Origin of the sequence: Arthrobacter sp. H-02-3, from assembly GCF_003097355.1 — a bacterium.
Classification (GTDB): domain Bacteria; phylum Actinomycetota; class Actinomycetes; order Actinomycetales; family Micrococcaceae; genus Arthrobacter; species Arthrobacter humicola.
Window position 1 is genome coordinate 373,674 of sequence record NZ_PYUI01000001.1, and the last position, 16,233, is coordinate 389,906.

General features: G+C 68.2%; 12 protein-coding genes. 4 read left to right on the forward strand and 8 right to left on the reverse strand.

The genetic code is table 11. The annotated features are described in order from the left end of the window. The first annotated feature begins 144 nt into the window (after window positions 1-144). From C9424_RS01800 to C9424_RS01810, 3 genes are read left to right on the forward strand one after another with little or no spacing between them, the layout of a single operon-like run. Window positions 145-1,095, forward strand: coding sequence for an ABC transporter substrate-binding protein (locus tag C9424_RS01800; protein ID WP_116765218.1), 951 nt, complete (start codon window positions 145-147; stop codon window positions 1,093-1,095). Between the two features lie 38 nt (window positions 1,096-1,133). Further along, window positions 1,134-2,105, forward strand: coding sequence for an amino acid ABC transporter permease (locus tag C9424_RS01805; RefSeq protein ID WP_116765219.1), 972 nt, complete (start codon window positions 1,134-1,136; stop codon window positions 2,103-2,105). Next, window positions 2,102-2,878, forward strand: a complete 777-nt coding sequence (locus C9424_RS01810) for an amino acid ABC transporter ATP-binding protein (RefSeq protein ID WP_116765220.1) — start codon at window positions 2,102-2,104, stop codon at window positions 2,876-2,878. The genes C9424_RS01805 and C9424_RS01810 overlap by 4 nt, the downstream gene beginning before the upstream one ends. A gap of 97 nt (window positions 2,879-2,975) precedes the next feature. On the opposite strand, the gene C9424_RS01815 is transcribed toward C9424_RS01810, so the two are convergent. The 5 genes from C9424_RS01815 to C9424_RS01835 all read right to left on the reverse strand — a co-directional run bounded on the left by C9424_RS01815 (window position 2,976) and on the right by C9424_RS01835 (window position 11,181). After that, window positions 2,976-3,935 carry a hypothetical protein gene (locus C9424_RS01815; protein WP_116765221.1) on the reverse strand — a complete coding sequence of 320 codons (960 nt, stop codon included), beginning with the start codon at window positions 3,933-3,935 and terminating at the stop codon, window positions 2,976-2,978. Window positions 3,936-4,123: 188 nt separating this feature from the next. Beyond that, a complete protein-coding gene (menD, locus tag C9424_RS01820; protein ID WP_116765222.1) occupies window positions 4,124-5,845 on the reverse strand; it encodes a 2-succinyl-5-enolpyruvyl-6-hydroxy-3-cyclohexene-1-carboxylic-acid synthase in 1,722 nt (573 codons plus the stop codon). Then, a complete protein-coding gene (gene argS, locus C9424_RS01825; RefSeq protein ID WP_116765223.1) occupies window positions 5,842-7,674 on the reverse strand; it encodes an arginine--tRNA ligase in 1,833 nt (610 codons plus the stop codon). The genes menD and argS overlap by 4 nt, the downstream gene beginning before the upstream one ends. A gap of 154 nt (window positions 7,675-7,828) precedes the next feature. Beyond that, the gene (locus C9424_RS01830; RefSeq protein ID WP_116765224.1) at window positions 7,829-9,925 is read right to left on the reverse strand and encodes a PhoX family protein; all 2,097 of its coding nucleotides are present in this window, start codon (window positions 9,923-9,925) and stop codon (window positions 7,829-7,831) included. A gap of 158 nt (window positions 9,926-10,083) precedes the next feature. Then, entirely contained in the window at window positions 10,084-11,181 is a 1,098-nt protein-coding gene (locus tag C9424_RS01835; RefSeq protein ID WP_272914134.1) for an o-succinylbenzoate synthase, read from the reverse strand. A 365-nt stretch (window positions 11,182-11,546) separates the two neighbouring features. On the opposite strand from C9424_RS01835, the gene C9424_RS01840 reads away from it, so the two are divergent. Continuing rightward, window positions 11,547-12,617, forward strand: a complete 1,071-nt coding sequence (locus C9424_RS01840; RefSeq protein WP_237563239.1) for a phosphatase PAP2 family protein — start codon at window positions 11,547-11,549, stop codon at window positions 12,615-12,617. A gap of 188 nt (window positions 12,618-12,805) precedes the next feature. On the opposite strand, the gene C9424_RS01845 is transcribed toward C9424_RS01840, so the two are convergent. From C9424_RS01845 to C9424_RS01855, 3 genes are read right to left on the reverse strand one after another with little or no spacing between them, the layout of a single operon-like run. Next, a complete protein-coding gene (locus C9424_RS01845) occupies window positions 12,806-14,020 on the reverse strand; it encodes an MFS transporter (protein WP_116765225.1) in 1,215 nt (404 codons plus the stop codon). Between the two features lie 36 nt (window positions 14,021-14,056). Next, complete coding sequence (locus tag C9424_RS01850; RefSeq protein WP_116765226.1) at window positions 14,057-14,794, reverse strand: GAF and ANTAR domain-containing protein; 738 nt, start codon at window positions 14,792-14,794, stop codon at window positions 14,057-14,059. Between the two features lie 35 nt (window positions 14,795-14,829). Next, window positions 14,830-16,116: a MinD/ParA family ATP-binding protein gene (locus tag C9424_RS01855; RefSeq protein ID WP_116765227.1), complete on the reverse strand. Its 1,287-nt coding sequence runs from the start codon at window positions 16,114-16,116 to the stop codon at window positions 14,830-14,832. Between the last annotated feature and the right edge of the window lie 117 nt (window positions 16,117-16,233).

Below are 16,233 nucleotides of genomic sequence, written 5' to 3' on the forward strand. Positions count from 1 at the left end.
CAGATCGAGCAGCCAAGACATTGCTTTTGGGTCTGGTTTTGTTATCCAATAGTGAAACTTAGTTTTCTGTGACGCACATCTCATGTTCGGCGCTACACTATAACCGGCCTCGTTACCATCCCTCCGGCAACAAAAGGTAAGAAAATGCAGATCTCCCGTTCGCTCCTGAGCAACCCCGCGCTGAAGGCCGCCACGGTCCTTGCTGTGAGCGCCTTGGCCTTGACGGCTTGCACGAACGCTTCCGAGACCGGCACCTCCGGAGCGGCCACCGCTTCCGGCAGTGCCAAAGCCAGCTTCGACCCCAGCACGGTCCAGAAGGACGACGCCCTCGCGGCCATGGTCCCTGCTGCGATCAAGTCGAAAGGCACCCTGACCGTAGGCTCGGACACCTCCTATGCACCGGCGGAATTCCTCGGCACCGACGGCCAGACCCCTGTGGGGTACGACGTCGACATCGCCAAGGCGATCGGCGCCGCGCTGGGCCTGAAGGTCCAGGTCCAGACGTCCGAATTCACCGGCATCCTTCCGGCTCTGGGCCCGAAGTACGACCTCGGCATCTCCTCCTTCACGATCAACCCGGAGCGGCTTGCTGCGGTGAACATGGTCAGCTACTTCAACGCGGGCACCGCCTGGGCCGTGCAGAAGGGCAACCCGAAGAAGGTTTCCCTGGATGACCTGTGCGGCAGGTCCATCGGCGTCCAGACCGGTACCGTCCAGGAAGATCCGGACCTCTCGGGCCGCAACAAGAAGTGCGTCGACGCGGGCAAGCAGCCCATCAACATCGTGACGCTCAAGACCCAGACGGATATCACCACCCGCCTGGTCAACGGCAGCATCGATGCGATGGCAGCCGACTCCCCCATCATCGGCTACGCACTGACCCAGACCAACGGCCAGCTCGAGAAGCTCGGTGATGTCTACGATTCCGCCCCCCAGGGCATCGCCGTCGCCAAGTCCGATACTGCCCTGGCCGACGTCATCCAGAAGACTCTCACCAAGCTGATGCAAGACGGCTCGTACAAGAAGATCCTTGAAGGCTGGGGCAACGCCGACGGCGCCATCACCAAGTCCGAGGTTAACCCGGCGGTCGGCTAATGAGTATCCCAACAACCAATCACAAATCAGGTGTACAGATGGACAGCCATCAGGACAGCCAGGCAGCACCGGTACTGAACAAAGCGGTGCCGGTGCGGCACCCCGGCCGCTGGATCAGCGCCGTCATCATTATCGGCGCCTTGGCTCTCTTCCTGCAGAGCCTGTTCACGAACCCCAATTTCCGCTGGGACGTCGTGGGCGCCTACATCCTGGACGTCAAGGTGGTCCAGGGTGTCGTCTGGACCTTGGTCCTGACGGTTGCCTCCATGATCCTGGCCATCATTCTGGCCATCCTCCTGGCCTTCATGCGGCAGTCGGAGAACCCTGTATTCCGTTGGTCCAGCTGGACCTGGGTCTGGTTCTTCCGCGGCACCCCGGTCTACACCCAGCTGATCTTCTGGGGCCTGATCGCCGTTCTCTACCCCAAGATCAGTGCCGGCGTTCCGTTTGGGCCGGAGATGTTCAGCGTGGACACCAGCACGGTCGTCACCGCCACGGTGGCAGCGATCCTGGGCCTTGGCCTCAATGAATCCGCCTACCTTGCCGAAATCTTCCGGGCCGGCCTCAAGTCCGTGGACCAGGGCCAGATGGAAGCCGCCGAGGCCCTGGGCATGGGCAAGACCAAGATCATGTGGCGGATCATCCTGCCGCAGGCGATGCGGGTAATCGTGCCGCCCACCGGGAACGAAACCATCGGCATGCTCAAGACCACCTCGCTGGTCCTGGCTGTGCCCTTCACCCTGGACCTGACCTTTGCCACCAACGCCCTGGCGAACCGGACATACCTGCCGGTTCCCCTGCTGATCGTGGCGGCCATCTGGTACCTCATCATCACCAGCCTCCTGATGGTGGGCCAGCACTTCATCGAGGCCTACTACGGCAAGGGCGTGGACAACCGGGCCCCCGCCACCGTGAACCCCGCAGCGGCCAAGGCTGCCGCGGCCGTGGCCCCCAGCGCCGACGCCGAGCCGGCACTCAAGATGGACTTCCCCGAGGAGGAGGCGAAATGACGGTCACCACTGAGAAACCGCTGGTTCAGATCGAGGGCCTTCACAAGTACTACGGCCAGCACCACGTGCTGCGCGGGATCGACCTGAACGTCAACCAGGGCGAGGTGTCGGTGGTGATCGGCCCGTCCGGTTCGGGCAAGTCGACCATGCTCCGGTGCGTGAACCTGCTGGAGACCATCAGCGCCGGACGCATTTCCGTAGGCGGGGAGCTGATCGGCTACCGCGAGGTCAAGGGCAGGCTCCATGACCTGAAGGCCAAGGAGATCGCCGCCCAGCGCCGCGAGATCGGCATGGTGTTCCAGCGCTTCAACCTGTTCCCGCACAAGACGGCGCTGCAGAACATCATGGAAGCTCCCGTCCAGGTCAAAGGCCAGTCCAAGACAGTGGCCCGGAAGCGTGCCCTGGAGCTGCTGGACCGGGTGGGTCTCGCGGACCGCTCCGGCCACTACCCGAACCAGCTCTCCGGCGGGCAGCAGCAGCGTGTTGCTATTGCCCGGGCCTTGGCCATGGACCCCGAGCTCATGCTCTTCGACGAGCCGACGTCCGCGCTCGACCCCGAGCTCGTGGGCGATGTCCTGAACGTGATGAAGGACCTCGCCAAGTCCGGCATGACCATGATCGTGGTGACCCACGAGATCGGCTTCGCCCGCGAAGTCGGCGACCGCCTGACGTTCATGGACGGCGGCGTGGTCGTGGAGTCGGGCGACCCGCGCGAGGTCCTGGCCAACCCCCAGCACCCCCGCACCAAGGAATTCTTGAGCCGGGTGCTGTAGCCCGACGCGCAAGGCGCCTATCGATGCGCAGATGCCCTGTCGCTACCGTTATTCGGGTAGCGACAGGGCATTTGCGCGTCGTGGGACAGATTGCGCGTCATGGCCACGCGGCCGACCGGGCTCGACGGCGGGGCACACCGAACGCGGCCAGCTTCTGTTCCAGCCGGCCGGGCTCCATGAGGTCCGCCCAGACCCACCGCACTACCCGGAGCCCCGTCGCCCGGATCCGGTTTTCGCGCTCTTTCTCGTCCACGACGGCCTGCGATGCAGTCCTGCCCCGAAGGTATTCGGGTTTCAGATATTTCTCGACGCCGTCGAACTCACCCGCCAGCCGTGCAGTTTCCCAGTAGTAGTCGGTGTAGCCCGCGAGACCGGCGCTGTCCCGGACTTCGTGCTGAAGTTCCGGCGGTTGGAAGCCGGCCACCCACATGAGCCCGCGGCTGTACGACTCCCCAGGGGACCCGGACCGCGGATCCGCGAACTCCACGGCAGTCCTGATCCGCAGCGCAGCCGCCGCTGTGTAATTGCCGTCGACACCCGCCAGCAGCATTTCCTTAGAGAGCGCGGGCAACCCTTGGGCTGTGTCCGGCCGGAGTACATGGTCCAAGGGAACAATAGCTTGGGCAAACGGTGTAAAGGCAGCGAGATCCAACACTGTGCGGACCCGCCCCGTGACCAGAAGGCCTTCGCGCCGGAACACCTTGAGACCGTCCGGGGCCGCGTAGTGCCGCTGGACTCCTGCACGCGAGCGTCCGCCAGCGTTCTGAAGCGTCAGGGCATGGACCGGATAGCGCTGTCCAATGGTTGGAACTCCCCACACGGACGCGGCTGAGTGCCTGGCAAAGACCGTCGGTGCCGTGAATGCCTCCGCCGCCGCGCTAACCCGGAGCCGGTATTGTTCCCAAGGCTGCAGCGCCCGCCACGCCTCCCCATCGACGTAGACGCCTTGACGCACGCGAACAAGCACCCCTGACCGGCAGCGTTTGGCGAGCTCTTTCGGTGTGAGGCCCTGCTGGACATACTCGCGGGCCAGGATCAGTCTTGGTAGTTCCTTCATGGGACGAAGATCGCAGCACGGGGGCGGCGGCGCCATGACCTACCGCCCGGGTGTGGACAACCCGACGCGCATTCCGTTCTGCGACGCGCAACTTACCCGTCGCGGCGGGTATTCCGGCGTCGGTGGGTATTTTGCGCGTCGCAGGGCACGAAACGCGTCGGTGGGTATTTTGCGCGTCGAAAACCGGGTTATGCCTGCGGGACGCCTTCCACGGCGGCCTCGACGGCGGCCCGGATGGCGCGGTGCAGTTTCCCGAGGCTGTGCCGGTCCGTGCGCACTTCGATGATGCTGCGGCCTTCCACCGGGCGGGACAGCGCGTCGGCGAGTTCCGCCGTCGTGCCCACCAGACGGTGCGCGACGCCGTAGGCGGCCGCCAGCGCGGCGAGATCCACCCGCTGCGGGGTCGCGAAGAGGCGTTCGACGGCGTTGCCGTAGCGCCCGGCCGCGGCGACTGCGCCGTGCTCCAGGAGACCAAAGATGGCACCGCCTGCGTCGTTGAGCACCACGATGCGCAGCAGGGGTTCGGCCTCCCCGGCACCGAGGAGGAGCCCGCCGGCGTCGTGCAGGAACGTGACGTCACCCATGAGCGCTGTGGTTTCCTGGCGCCCGCCGAGCGCGATGCCCGTGGCGGTGGACGTGGTGCCGTCGATTCCGGCGAGGCCGCGGTTGGCGAACATGGTGGCCTGCGGTTCAGCGGGCGGTACCCCCGCGAGGTCGACGTCGCGGATCCCGTTCGACGAGCCCAGCACCAGCTGCCCGCGGCTGTGTTTCCAGACCTCGGCGCCGACGGACGGCCCGGTCGCAGCCGGGGACGCGGCAAGGACCAGGTCCACGGCGTGCTGCGCGGCGGCACCTGCCATCAGCCAGGCATCGAGCCACGCGGCAGACCCGCGCCCGGCGAACTCCGCCAGGTCCGCGAGGCTTTCCAGTGGCAGTTCGGTCCGCCGGCCAGGTTCGTACCAGGCCACGGGGACGGGCTGGTACAGGGCCGACGGCACGTCCGCCCTGGCCAGGAGCGCACTGACCGGCCGGGAGAGCGTCGGCCGGCCGAAGAGGACCACGCGTTCGATCGGCTGGGCGGAGTCCGCGCCGAAGTGGTCAATCAGCAGCCGGTAGGGCCCGACGGCGTTGGGGCCGAACCGGGCATTGGAGGAGGGTTCGGCCAGCAGCGGCAGGCCGTGCGCGCGGGCGAAGGCCTCGGCGACCGGGCCGGCGTCGTGCCCGGCCAGCACGACGGTGCGCCGCTCCGGCAAAGCCGGTGGCGCGGCCGGGAAGTCCAGCGCCAGGGGATTCCGGGCGGCCCGGTAGACACCGTGCCCGGCCGCTGCGGGCAGGGCGTCGGCCTCCGCCGGGACCAGCGGGTCGCGGAAGGCCAGGTTGAGCTGGACCGGCCCGGGAGGCGTGTCCTCGAAGGCTCCGGTGGCTGCGCTGAGGGCGGTTTCCACGGCGCGCTGCGGATCGCTGCCCGCAGGGACGTCGACGGCGAAGCGAACGTGCTCGCCGAACAGGTCCAGCTGCACGGTGGTCTGGTTGGCCCCGGTCCCGCGCAGTTCCTCGGGCCGGTCGGCGGACAGGACCACGAGCGGCACAGCGGCGTGGTTTGCCTCCATCACTGCCGGCAGGAGATTGCCGACGGCGGTCCCGGACGTGGTGAGGACGGCGACCGGGGCCCCCGTGGAGAGGGCGAGGCCGAGGGCCGTGAAGCCGGCCGAGCGCTCGTCGATCCGGACCAGCAGCTCCACCCGGCCGGCGCTTTCGGCTTCGGCCAAGGCATAGGCCATGGGCGCCGAGCGGGAACCCGGGGACACCACGACCTGGCGCACCCCGGCGTCGAGCAGGGTGCTGACGGCGATGCGCGCCGCCTCCACCGCGGACAGGCCGGACGCCGGGGACGCGCCGGCGGAGGTCACATGTTCTCCGGCGTCTCGATGCCCAGCAGATCCAGCCCGCCGGACAGGCGGCGCAGCACCAGGGCGCACAGGGCCAGCCGCGACTCCCGGACGGACTCATCGGCCTTGAGTACCGGGCACTGGTCGTAGAAGGACGTGAACAGCTGGGCGAGCTCGAAGAGATAGCCGCAGAGCCGGTGCGGCTCCAGCGCGTCCCGGACCTTGTTCAGCGTCGTGTCGAACTCCAGCAGGTGCAGGGCCAGCGCGCGTTCCGCGGGCTCGACGACGGCGATCGCCGTGGCGGGACCGCCGGCCCGGGCGCCGGCTGGAGCGCCGGCTGCGGAAGTGCCGTCGGCGACAGTGCCGCCCGCGCCGCCGTCGGTGAACTGCTCCAGCACCCCGGCCTTGCGCAGGATGGACCGGATCCGTGCAGCCGCGTACTGCACGTAGGGTCCGGTGTTGCCGCTGAGGGCGAGCATGCGGTCGAAGTCGAAGACGTACTCGGTGTCGTGGCCGGTGGAGAGGTCGGCGTATTTGACGGCGCCGATGCCCACCTGGCGGGCGGTCACGGCGCGTTCCTCGTCGCTGAGCTCGGGCCGGCTGGCGTCGATGACGGCGCGGGCGCGGTCCACGGCTTCCTCGAGCAGGGCCATGAGTTTCACCGGGGCGCCGGAGCGGGACTTGAGGATCTTGCCGTCCTCGCCGAGCACGTTGCCGATCTGCACGTGGACGGCCTCGACCGTGTCCGGAAGCCAGCCGGCGTCCCGGGCGGTGGCCATGACCATCCGCAGGTGGACGTTCTGCGGGGCACCCACGACGTAGAGGACGCGGTCTGCCTCCAGCTCGCGGACCCGATAGCGGATGGTGGCGAGGTCTGTGGTGCCGTAGCCGTAGCCGCCGTCGGACTTGCGGATGATCAGCGGCAGCGGCTGCCCGTCGCGGCCCGAAAAGCCGTCGGGGAAGGTGCACAGGGCGCCGTCGCTGATCCGGGCAAGGCCGCGCTCCTCAAGCTCCTGGCACAGTTGTGCCAGATGCTCGTCGTAGGAGCTTTCGCCGGCGATGTGGTCATCGGTGAGGCTGATGCCGAGCATGGAGTAAATGGCGTTGAAGTATCGCTTGGACTGGGCAACGAGCCGCTGCCAGACCGCGAAGGTCTCCTCGTCGCCGCCCTGGAGGGCAACGACGCGGAGCCGGGCCCGGGTGGCGAAGCCGTCCGCGTCGGCGGCGGAAGAATCGAACTTGGCCCGGGCAGCCTGGTAGAACGCGCTGGGGTCATCCACCAGCAGCGCCGCTTCCGGGGAGTCCTCGCCGATCTCCAGCCAGTGCTCGATCAGCATGCCGAAGGGGGTGCCCCAGTCGCCGATGTGGTTCTGCCGGATCACGGTGTCGCCGAGGGCCTCGAGCACCTTGACCAGGCTGTCCCCCACGACGGTGGTGCGCAGGTGGCCCACGTGCATTTCCTTGGCGACGTTCGGGGAGGAATAGTCGACGACGACGCGCTGCGGTGTTGCGGCGGGCGTGACGGCGGTGGCCTTGGACGCGGCTTCGGCCGCCTCAGCGTTGAGTAGTTCCTCGATCCACGTGCCGTCAAAGCTCAGGTTGATGAAGCCGGGCCCGGAAATTTCGACGCCGGTGCAGATGCCGTCCAGGTTCAGGGCATCCACGATCTTTGCCGCGGCATCCCGCGGCGGCAGGCCGGCCTTCTTGGCCAGGGCCATGGCGGCGTTGATCTGGATGTCGGCGAATTGGGAGGGCCTGACCACCGGGTCCGTCTGCCGGAACTCTTCGCCGAACGCGGTGGCAATTGCAGCCTGGACTCTGGGGACAACCAATTCAGCCGGATTATTCACAGTCCCAAATTATCAGTAGGAGCCCTCCCCCGATGCTCGCCCGCCCTCAGGAGCAACGCACTCAGAAGCAACGCGGGGTCAGATATCGCCCATGCAGGGCGGGCAAAGTCACATGGGCGTGAAGTGACCCCGCGTTGCTGTGACCGGAAGGAAGCTAGGCGTCGGCGCGGAGCACCTGGACCACAGACGGGCGCGGGGCGCGCGCCTGGCCTGGCTTCGGCGTCGCTCCGGCAGCGACGTAGTCCGGGAAGTAGGAGTGCTGGTCGGCGAAGGTGCCTTCCTCCCCAGGGTGCTGAACGGCAACGAAGACCGTCCGTTCGTCGTCGTGGATCACCGGGCCGCAGGTCTCGGCGTCGCGCGGGACGGCGAGGAACTGCTCCACCTTGCCTCGGTCGGCACCGTCCAGGGTGACCTTGAAGAGCCCGTCGGCATAGCCGATGCTGGACGGCGCACCGTCGGTGGAGATCCACAGGTTGCCCACGGAGTCGAAGGCCACGTTGTCCGGGCAGGAGATCGGCGAGACCTGGCTGGGCGGGAATCCGGCGAAGTAGGCGGCGGAGTTCTTTGCCGGATCCCCGCAGACCATGAGCAGGTTCCAGCCGAACGTGGTGGACGCCTGGTCCCCGGTCTCGGTGATTTCGACGATGTGGCCGTCGCGGTTCAGGGTGCGGGGGTTAACCTCGGTGGCGCCCTCCTTGCCGGTCTTGCCGCGGTCCGTGTTGTTGGTGCAGACCACATAGACCTTGCCGGTGTGCGGGCTGGGCTGGACGTCTTCGCAGCGGTCCATCTTCGTGGGGCCAACCTTGTCTGCGGCGAGGCGCGTGTAGACCAGCACTTCCTCCAAGGACATCCCCGCCACCTTTGACTGCCCGCCCACAACGAGCGGCAGCCATTCGCCGGAGCCGTCGAATGCGCCGTCGGCGGGGAGTTTCCCGGAGCCGTCGAACTCTGCCGGCGCGGAGTTGCCGGTGAATTTGGCAACGTAGAGGTCGCCCTCCGAGAGCAGCGTCAGGTTGTTCTTGCGGTCCTCCGCCGTCGTGCCGGGGCGGTAGGTTCCGGCCGAGACGAACTTGTAGAGGTAGTCGAAGCGTTCGTCGTCGCCCATGTAGGCCACCACGTGACCGGACTTGGCGACGATCACGTTGGCGCCCTCGTGTTTGAAGCGGCCCATCGCGGAGTGCTTGCGGGGCGTGGACGCGGGGTCGAACGGGTCAACTTCCACAATCCAGCCGAAGCGGTTGGCCTCGTTCTCGTAGCCGGGGTTGCGGGTGTCGAAGCGCGGGTCATCCAGTTCCCACTGGCGCGCGGTGGGCTTGCTGGTCAGTCCGTAACGCTTGTCCGAGTCGGACGTTCCGGGCGCGGCGAAGTAGCCGTTGAAGTTTTCCTCGCCGGAGAGGATGGTGCCCCATGGTGTGGTTCCGCCGGAGCAGTTGCCCAGGGTGCCCTTGATGGTCCGGCCGGAGGGATCGGCGGTGGTCTTCAGGAGGGCGGATCCGGCAGCCGGGCCGTCGAGTTCGTAGGTGGTGTCGGTCAGGAAGCGGCGGTTCAGTCCGGCGCCTTTGACGTAGCTCCAGGGCTTGTTCTTGTTCTTCCGCTCCAGTTCCACGACGGTGAGCCCGTGGGCGGCCCGGCCGATCGCGCGGGTCTGGGCGGCGTCGAACCCGGCCGGCAGCATGATGTTTTCGTTGGTGTATTCGTGGTTCGTGAAGAGCACTGCCCGGCGGTCCTTGGAGCCGTCGATCGGCAGGATGTCCGTGTAGTCGTTGTTGTAGCCGAATTGGCGGGCCTGTGCGGCCGCGCTCTGGTGGTCGACGTCGAACGCCGGGGAGTCGTTGAACAGCGGGTCGCCCCAGCGGATGACCGGTTGCCAGGTGAAGCCGGCGGGGACGGTGAGCTTGTCCACGGCGGCGTCCACCGGCGCGATGGCCGTGAACTGCAGCTTGGATGCACCGAAGCCGTCTTTGGCGGCGGCCGCGAGGCCCGGGCCGCCGTCGGCCACTGCCGTGCCGGCGGACGTCACTGTGTTGCCGAGGACGACGGCGAGCGCGCCTGCGGCGCCGAAGCCGAGTGCGGCGCGGCGGGTCATCGTGGCGGAGGCGATGTCCCGGAAGTAGCTGTTGCTGCTGGTGTTGCAGACCTCGCCTGAACAGGCGTTGTCGCATTTGAGCGCGCACGTGACAGGGCTGCGTTTGCCCTTCGTGTGGCCAAGCATGGGGAGCAGGGAAAAGGTGCGTCCGGAGGATGCGGGCATGGAGAGACCTTCCAAGGGGTGCGTGCGGTGCGGTGGCACCCACCCTGCCAGCCATGGGCGACGCGAAGCCGTCCCCCGGGTGAAAAACCGGTGAACGGCGCTGTCCCTTAGCGGAAGACGCTGTGCCCTACCGGCCCCGTGGCCCTACCCGCTGCGCCCTACCGGCCGGGCGGGGCGGCCAGCACCGCGTGCACGCGCCGCAGCCGCTCCAGCCACCAGTCCCGGCGTTCCGGAGAGGCGGCATGAGCGGCCAGGAGCTCCGGCGCCGGGCGGACGTCGCGGAGGGTGATCGCGCCGTCGTCGGCAACGAGGGAGTCGTGCGTGACGTCCGCGGCGAGCAGGGACACCGTCCCCAGGCCGCAGGCATAGGGCAGCTCCGGCAAGGCGGCGGCGAGGGCCAGCCCGGCCCGGATTCCCACGGACGTGTCCAGCGCGGAACTCACGACGGCGGGGAGCCCCGCCTGCGCCACAATCTCAAGGGCGCGCCGCACTCCCCCGAGCGGTGCGACTTTGACCACGATCAGGTCCGCGGCGCCGGCGCGTGCCACCTTGAGGGGGTCGTCCTCCTTGCGCACGCTCTCGTCAGCGGCGATCAGGACGGGGACGCCGGCGGCCCGGAGCCGGCGGCGGACTTCGGCGAGGCCCGCGATATCAGGCACGGGCTGTTCGGCGTATTCGAGTCCGACGGCGGCGAGCCGCGTCAGTGCGGTGACGGCCTCGGGCACGTCCCAGCCGCCGTTCGCGTCCACCCGGATCGCGGCATCCGGCAACGCCTCCCGGACGGCCGCCACCCGGGCGGCGTCGTCGTCGAGGCTCTGGCCGCGCTCGGCAACCTTGACTTTGACCGCGTCCACCCGGCCGAAGCGGGCCAGGACTTCGGGCACCCGGTGTGCCGGCACGGCAGGCACTGTGGCGTTGACCGGGATGCTGTCCCGCAACGGCGCAGGGAACCCTGACCAGCCGGCCTCGATCGCGGCCGCGAGCCAGCGGGAGGCCTCGGCATCCTCATACTCCGGGAAGGGACAGAATTCGCCCCAGCCCAGGGGGCCGCGGAGCAGGAGGGCCTCGCGCTGCAGGATGCCCCGGAACTTCACACGCATCGGCAGGCTCACCACATGGGAACCGGCAAGGAGCTCATCAAGGCCGGGCAGGGATGCGGCGGAATGTGGCGGTGTGCCGGCGGCAAGGGGGTCCAGGGAATGTGGATCCAAAGGCTGTGGATCCAAAGGCTGTGGGTCCAGAGAATGGGCGGGCATGATGCCACTGTACTGGGACACTCTGTACTGGGATGCTCTGGGCTGGAACGTTCCGGGCTGGGACGCCGTGGACCCGTATGCCGGGCTGAGACGCTGTCACGGGACGCGGGCTCGTGATTGGGGCGGGGCCCTTGATTGGGCCGGCGTCGACTGGGGGTGAGTTCCTGGACCAGGAAACTCGTCTCCGCCGGCCCCGCTCAAGGAGCGTACTGCCGGGGACAAGCCGCGCCGGCACTGTCAACTCTACGAATCGCGTTCCGGCGTGGCACGAGTAGTGTGTACTCGTTTTTTGTCCGGACACTACCGTCGCGCCGCGCGCCCGGTCCATCAGGTGGCGTGCAGGGTTCTGTGGGAGCCTTGATGGCATGACTTTTCGGCAGGAACCCACCCCACGGGACCCGTCTGCCCCAGTCTCTGGAACACCAATCCCTGAGACGCAGATCCCGGAGACGCAGGTCCTTCAGGCCCAGGCGCCCAGGACCTCCGCGCCAGCGGGCCGGGCGCCAAGGACCCGGGCAACGAAGACTCAGGTCCCCAAGACCCGGGCCGGCGTGACTCCGGATCCGCAGGCGCGGTGGTCCCCGGGCAGGGGCACGGCCGCCCTGTTCGTTCTGGCCACTGTCGCCTGCATCGCCGGGCTGGCCGCAACGTATTTCTTCTTTGTCCGCACCACCACGGGCCAGTTCATTGACGAGTCCGCCCTTGTGGAAGCGGTGGCGCTCAGCGGAACCGCGGGCAAAGCCGCCACCAAGTTGCTGGACTGGCTGCCAGCGCTCTGTGTCGTGATCGCGTCGATCGTGGTCATCTTCGTCACCATTCTGAGGCGACGCTGGGCTGCAGCCGGGATCGCGATCGCGGCCTGCGTGGGCGCCAACCTGGCCACGCAGATCCTCAAGGACCTGCTCCCGGTCCGGCCGTACCGCGGCGTCGAGACACTAGAGCTGAACTCGCTGCCCTCCGGCCACACCACCATGGCGGCCTCGGCCGCCGCCGCCGTCTTCCTCATGGTCTCGCCGCGCTGGCGGCCTCTTGCCGGCTATTTGGGCGGCAGTTTCGCCGTCGCCACCGGAGTGTCCACCCTGATCAATCAATGGCACCGCCCTGCCGACGTCATCGCGGCGTTCCTCGTGGTGGGTGCGTTCATGCTCCCGGCCGGCTGGCTGATCATCCGCACCGGACCGCGCTGGAACGTCTGGGACGGTTATGGGGAGCACTGGGCCTCAGCCAGGATATGGGTGGCGCTCCCCGTACTCACCGGACTTGCCGCGGCCGGGGTGGCAGCCTACGCCTTGCTGAGCATCGGTCCGGGTGGGCAGGAGATCAGCACCACCAGCTACTTCTGGGCAGGGACGTCCCTGATTGTCATCGCGGGCTACCTCGCCACTGTCGCGGCCGTGTGGCTGTTCGGCCTTGCCGCACGACGGCGGGACGCGTAGCAGCGAGGGTGCATAGGCCGCCTGGCTAACCCGGTGGCGCCGTCCGGGGGTGCTTTGACACGGACACGCCGGGGATACTCGGCGTCGCCACCGAAAAGCCCTTCAGAGTGCCCCCGCACGGAACGCACCCCTGGTGGAGTCGCACCCAAGGGCCGGCCGCCCGGAAACCTGCAGCCAGCGGGAGCAGGTCAGTAGTTTCGCCGGTATTTGAGCCGGGGAATGGTGACGGCGAAGACCACCGCAGCAGCGAAGCCCAGCACTCCGGTGGCGGCCACCCCGGCCCCGAGCGAGACTGCGGCCGTCACGCCGGAGAGCAGCACGGGTCCGCCGGTAGAGCCGGCATCGGCCATGAAGCGCCAGATGCCGAGGAACTGGCCGCGGCCGGTGTCCGGCGAGAAATCGGCCCCAAGCGTCATGTTCAGGCCGGAGCTGATGCCGTTGCCGAAGCCGATCAGGAGCGCCGCCAGCATCAGGGAAACGAAGCCGGTGCTGAGCGGGATCAGCACCATGGCGGTCCCCATGATGAGGGTGGACGGCACGGCCACCCATTGCCGGCCCTTGCGGTCCATGAGCCGTCCCGCCGGGTAGAACACCAGCATGTCGATTGCCCCGGAGATCCCGTAGATGAGAGAGGCCTGGGTGGGGTCCAGGCCCAGGTGGTCGGCCCATAGCGGGATGACCGCCTGGCGGGAGGCCCGTATCGCGCTGAGCAGAAGGACCCCGCCTCCAACGGTCAGGAAGACGCCGGCGTGGGACACGGCGATGCTGCGCAGTGTGGGCTGTTGCCGGGGAACGCCGTCCTCGGGCGCCGGGGCTGCCTCGAGGTCGGGGATGGTGACGGACACGGCTGCCGCGGCGGCCATGGCCACGACGCCGACCCAGTAGGCGCCGGTGATGCCGGCAAACTGCATGACGGCGGCGCCGATGAACGGGCCGATGAAGATGCCGATCCTGTTGACGCCGCCGAGCGTGGACAGAGCCCGGGCCCGGAGCATGACCGGCACGGCCTCTGTCAGATACTTCTGACGTGCCAGGCTGAAGACGCTGGCGGCCATGCCGACCACCACCATCGCCGCAGCCAGCACCCAGAGTCCGCCGGGAAACAGCGGAGCGACTGCGGCGGCGGCGAGGGCCGCCGCGCTGGCGGCCGCGGCCCCCACGATCGCCCAGCGTTCGCCGAACTTAAGGGTGATCAGGGACGCCGGCAGGTTGAAGAACCAGGATCCGAGCCCGATCAGCGTGACGATCAGCGCCGCACCGGCCACGGAGGCGCCCAGATCGCGGGCGGACAGGGCGACCACAGGCAGGATCGCGCCCTCGCCGAGGCTGAACATGAGAGCCGGTCCGAAGGCGGGGACGGCAATGCTGCGGAGACTGAAGGGGGCGAGTTGTGTTGTGGTCATCCCCTTCATCCTAGGCACCCCGCGCCCGTCTCCGGTTTAGGCGTCGAAGTGGGTGCGGACTTCCTCGCTGGTGAGGTTCCGGAGCACGTCCGCGGCGACTTCTCTCAGCTTCTGGTTCCGGTTGCTGGACACCCGGGTGAGAATGGCCATGGCCTGCTCCTGGGAGCAGCGGTTCTGGGCCATGATCACGCCGCACGCGAGGTTGATAGACGTACGGTTTTCCAGGGCGGCCTGCAGGTCCTCGGCCCGGGACTGGAAGGTCCCAAGCCGCACGGCCAGCCGGAGGGCGCGGCCGGCGAGATCGGCGAATCCGGCCGCTTCGGCGATGATGTCCTCGGTGAAGAGCCCGGTGTCCGGCGCGAAGAAGTTCAGGGCCGCGGCGGCGTCATCGCCGATTTCCAGCGGGACACCCAGCGTGCTGCGGCAGCCGTGGGCTGCGAGCTGGCGCTGGTAGTCGGGCCAGCGGGGATCGGTGTCAACATCCGCGAGCAGGACCAGGGCCTTGGTCCGCAGCGCCTCGATGCAGGGGCCGTCACCGAGGCTCTGCTCGATGCGGTCCAAGGTGACCGCCCGCGGGCTGCTGCCGGCGACCGTCATGGTCCGCTTCCGGCGCTGCAACGTGACGCCGCAGTCAATCTCGGCGTCGGCGGTGCGGCTCAACGCAGCAGCCGAGAACGCGGCGAGCCGGCCCAGGAAGTCCTCGACATTTTCGGTTCCCAGAAGAAGGTCCTGGAGGTGCAGGGCGGCGTCTTCCCCGATTGAATTGTTGGCCATGCCTAAATGTACCGCGGCAGCCCGGACGGCCGGACCTAGACGTAACCGTCCACAATCGCCGCGGCAATCTCCCGGTAGGCGCGCCGCGTTTCGGGGCGGAGCACGTCCAGGGTGACGAGGTCGCCGTCGGCCACGCCGCGGTCGTGCGGGACCGCGATCAGCTGCCGGCAAATGCCGGACAGGTGTTCCTCGATCGCGTCCTTGTCCACCCGCGTGGACACCTCGTCCTTGTCCGTGATGACAACGACGGCGTTGCGCGCCAGGTCCTCGTAGCCGTGGCTGGCCAGCCAGTGGAGGGTGCTGCGGGCGCGCTTGGCGCCGCTGACGGCGTACCCGGCCGCGATGATCAGGTTGTCCGCAGATTGCAGGATGCCGCTCATGGCATTGTGCGTGACGCCGGTGCCGCAGTCGATCAGCGCCACCGAGTAGTAGGCGGAGATGAGCTTGCGGATCCGCAGGTATTCCTCTGCCGTCAGCGAGTCCGACACCTCGGGGTCCTGTTCACCGGCGATGAGGTGGAGCCTGCCGGCATGGTGCATGTAACGGGCCAGGGCAGTGAGCGAATCGACGGAATCGATGTTCTTGAGCAGGTCCGTGATGGTGCGCGGGCTCTGCTGCTGGTAGATCCCCTCGCCGAGGGCGCGCTCCACAAGGTCGCCGGAATCAGGGTTGGCGTCAATCGCGCACGGCGGATCGCCGCGGAACTCGGCCAGGGTCAGTCCGACGCCCACCGTCGTGGAGGTCTTGCCGATACCGCCCTTGAGGCTCAGGACAGCCGTGTTGTAGCTCCCCTGGAGCTGGCGGGAGATGCGCCGGGCGAGCTCGTCCTCTTCACGCTGCCGGGCGCTCGGCCCCAGGTTCAGCCCGCCACCGGTCAGCTTGTAAAGGGCGCCGCGGAACCCGCCGATGGGCCGGGGCTTCTGCTCCCGGACAAAAAGGCCCGGGGAACTGATGAAGTCAGGCACGGGGGCGTCTGCCAGGGCGGCGGCCCGGCTGGCCGAACGGGTGGCGCGGGTCGGCTGGGCAGGCACGGCAGGAGCAGCCTCGGGGGCAGGCGGTTTCAGGACGGGGTCCTTGGACGGTTTTGCAGGCTGCGGGCGCGCGGGCGCGTCGGCTGCAGCGGCAGCCTCCGCCCAGGAACTGCTCGGCGCCGTGGGGCGCTGTTCGGCCTGGTTGCTGGAGATGATGGGCATGGTTCCTGTCCAGGCGTCGGAGTCGTCACCGCGGCGGCGGTCTCTCCGGCGCGGGAGTTGGGCCTGCTCTGCAGCCGCGTCAGCTTCAGGGCGGCCGGTGGCGGTCTTGTTTTCGACCGGTTCTGGCATGTTCGTTCCCCCCAGGGATCACAGCGCAGACCGCTGCAGTGCTCGATTGACATCGTTCAAGGAACAAGTCTAGGGGCAGTGGTGAGCACCCTTACCATCGGATGCCGCAACCGGGCC

Bases quoted from the DNA above. Each gene is read 5' to 3' on its own strand.
- C9424_RS01800 (WP_116765218.1), top strand. From the start codon at position 145: ATGCAGATCTCCCGTTCGCTCCTGAGCAACCCCGCGCTGAAGGCCGCC.
- C9424_RS01805 (WP_116765219.1), top strand. From the start codon at position 1,134: ATGGACAGCCATCAGGACAGCCAGGCAGCACCGGTACTGAACAAAGCG.
- C9424_RS01810 (WP_116765220.1), top strand. From the start codon at position 2,102: ATGACGGTCACCACTGAGAAACCGCTGGTTCAGATCGAGGGCCTTCAC.
- C9424_RS01815 (WP_116765221.1), bottom strand. From the start codon at position 3,935: ATGAAGGAACTACCAAGACTGATCCTGGCCCGCGAGTATGTCCAGCAG.
- C9424_RS01830 (WP_116765224.1), bottom strand. From the start codon at position 9,925: ATGCCCGCATCCTCCGGACGCACCTTTTCCCTGCTCCCCATGCTTGGC.
- C9424_RS01835 (WP_272914134.1), bottom strand. From the start codon at position 11,181: ATGCCCGCCCATTCTCTGGACCCACAGCCTTTGGATCCACAGCCTTTG.
- C9424_RS01840 (WP_237563239.1), top strand. From the start codon at position 11,547: ATGACTTTTCGGCAGGAACCCACCCCACGGGACCCGTCTGCCCCAGTC.
- C9424_RS01845 (WP_116765225.1), bottom strand. From the start codon at position 14,020: ATGACCACAACACAACTCGCCCCCTTCAGTCTCCGCAGCATTGCCGTC.
- C9424_RS01850 (WP_116765226.1), bottom strand. From the start codon at position 14,794: ATGGCCAACAATTCAATCGGGGAAGACGCCGCCCTGCACCTCCAGGAC.
- C9424_RS01855 (WP_116765227.1), bottom strand. From the start codon at position 16,116: ATGCCAGAACCGGTCGAAAACAAGACCGCCACCGGCCGCCCTGAAGCT.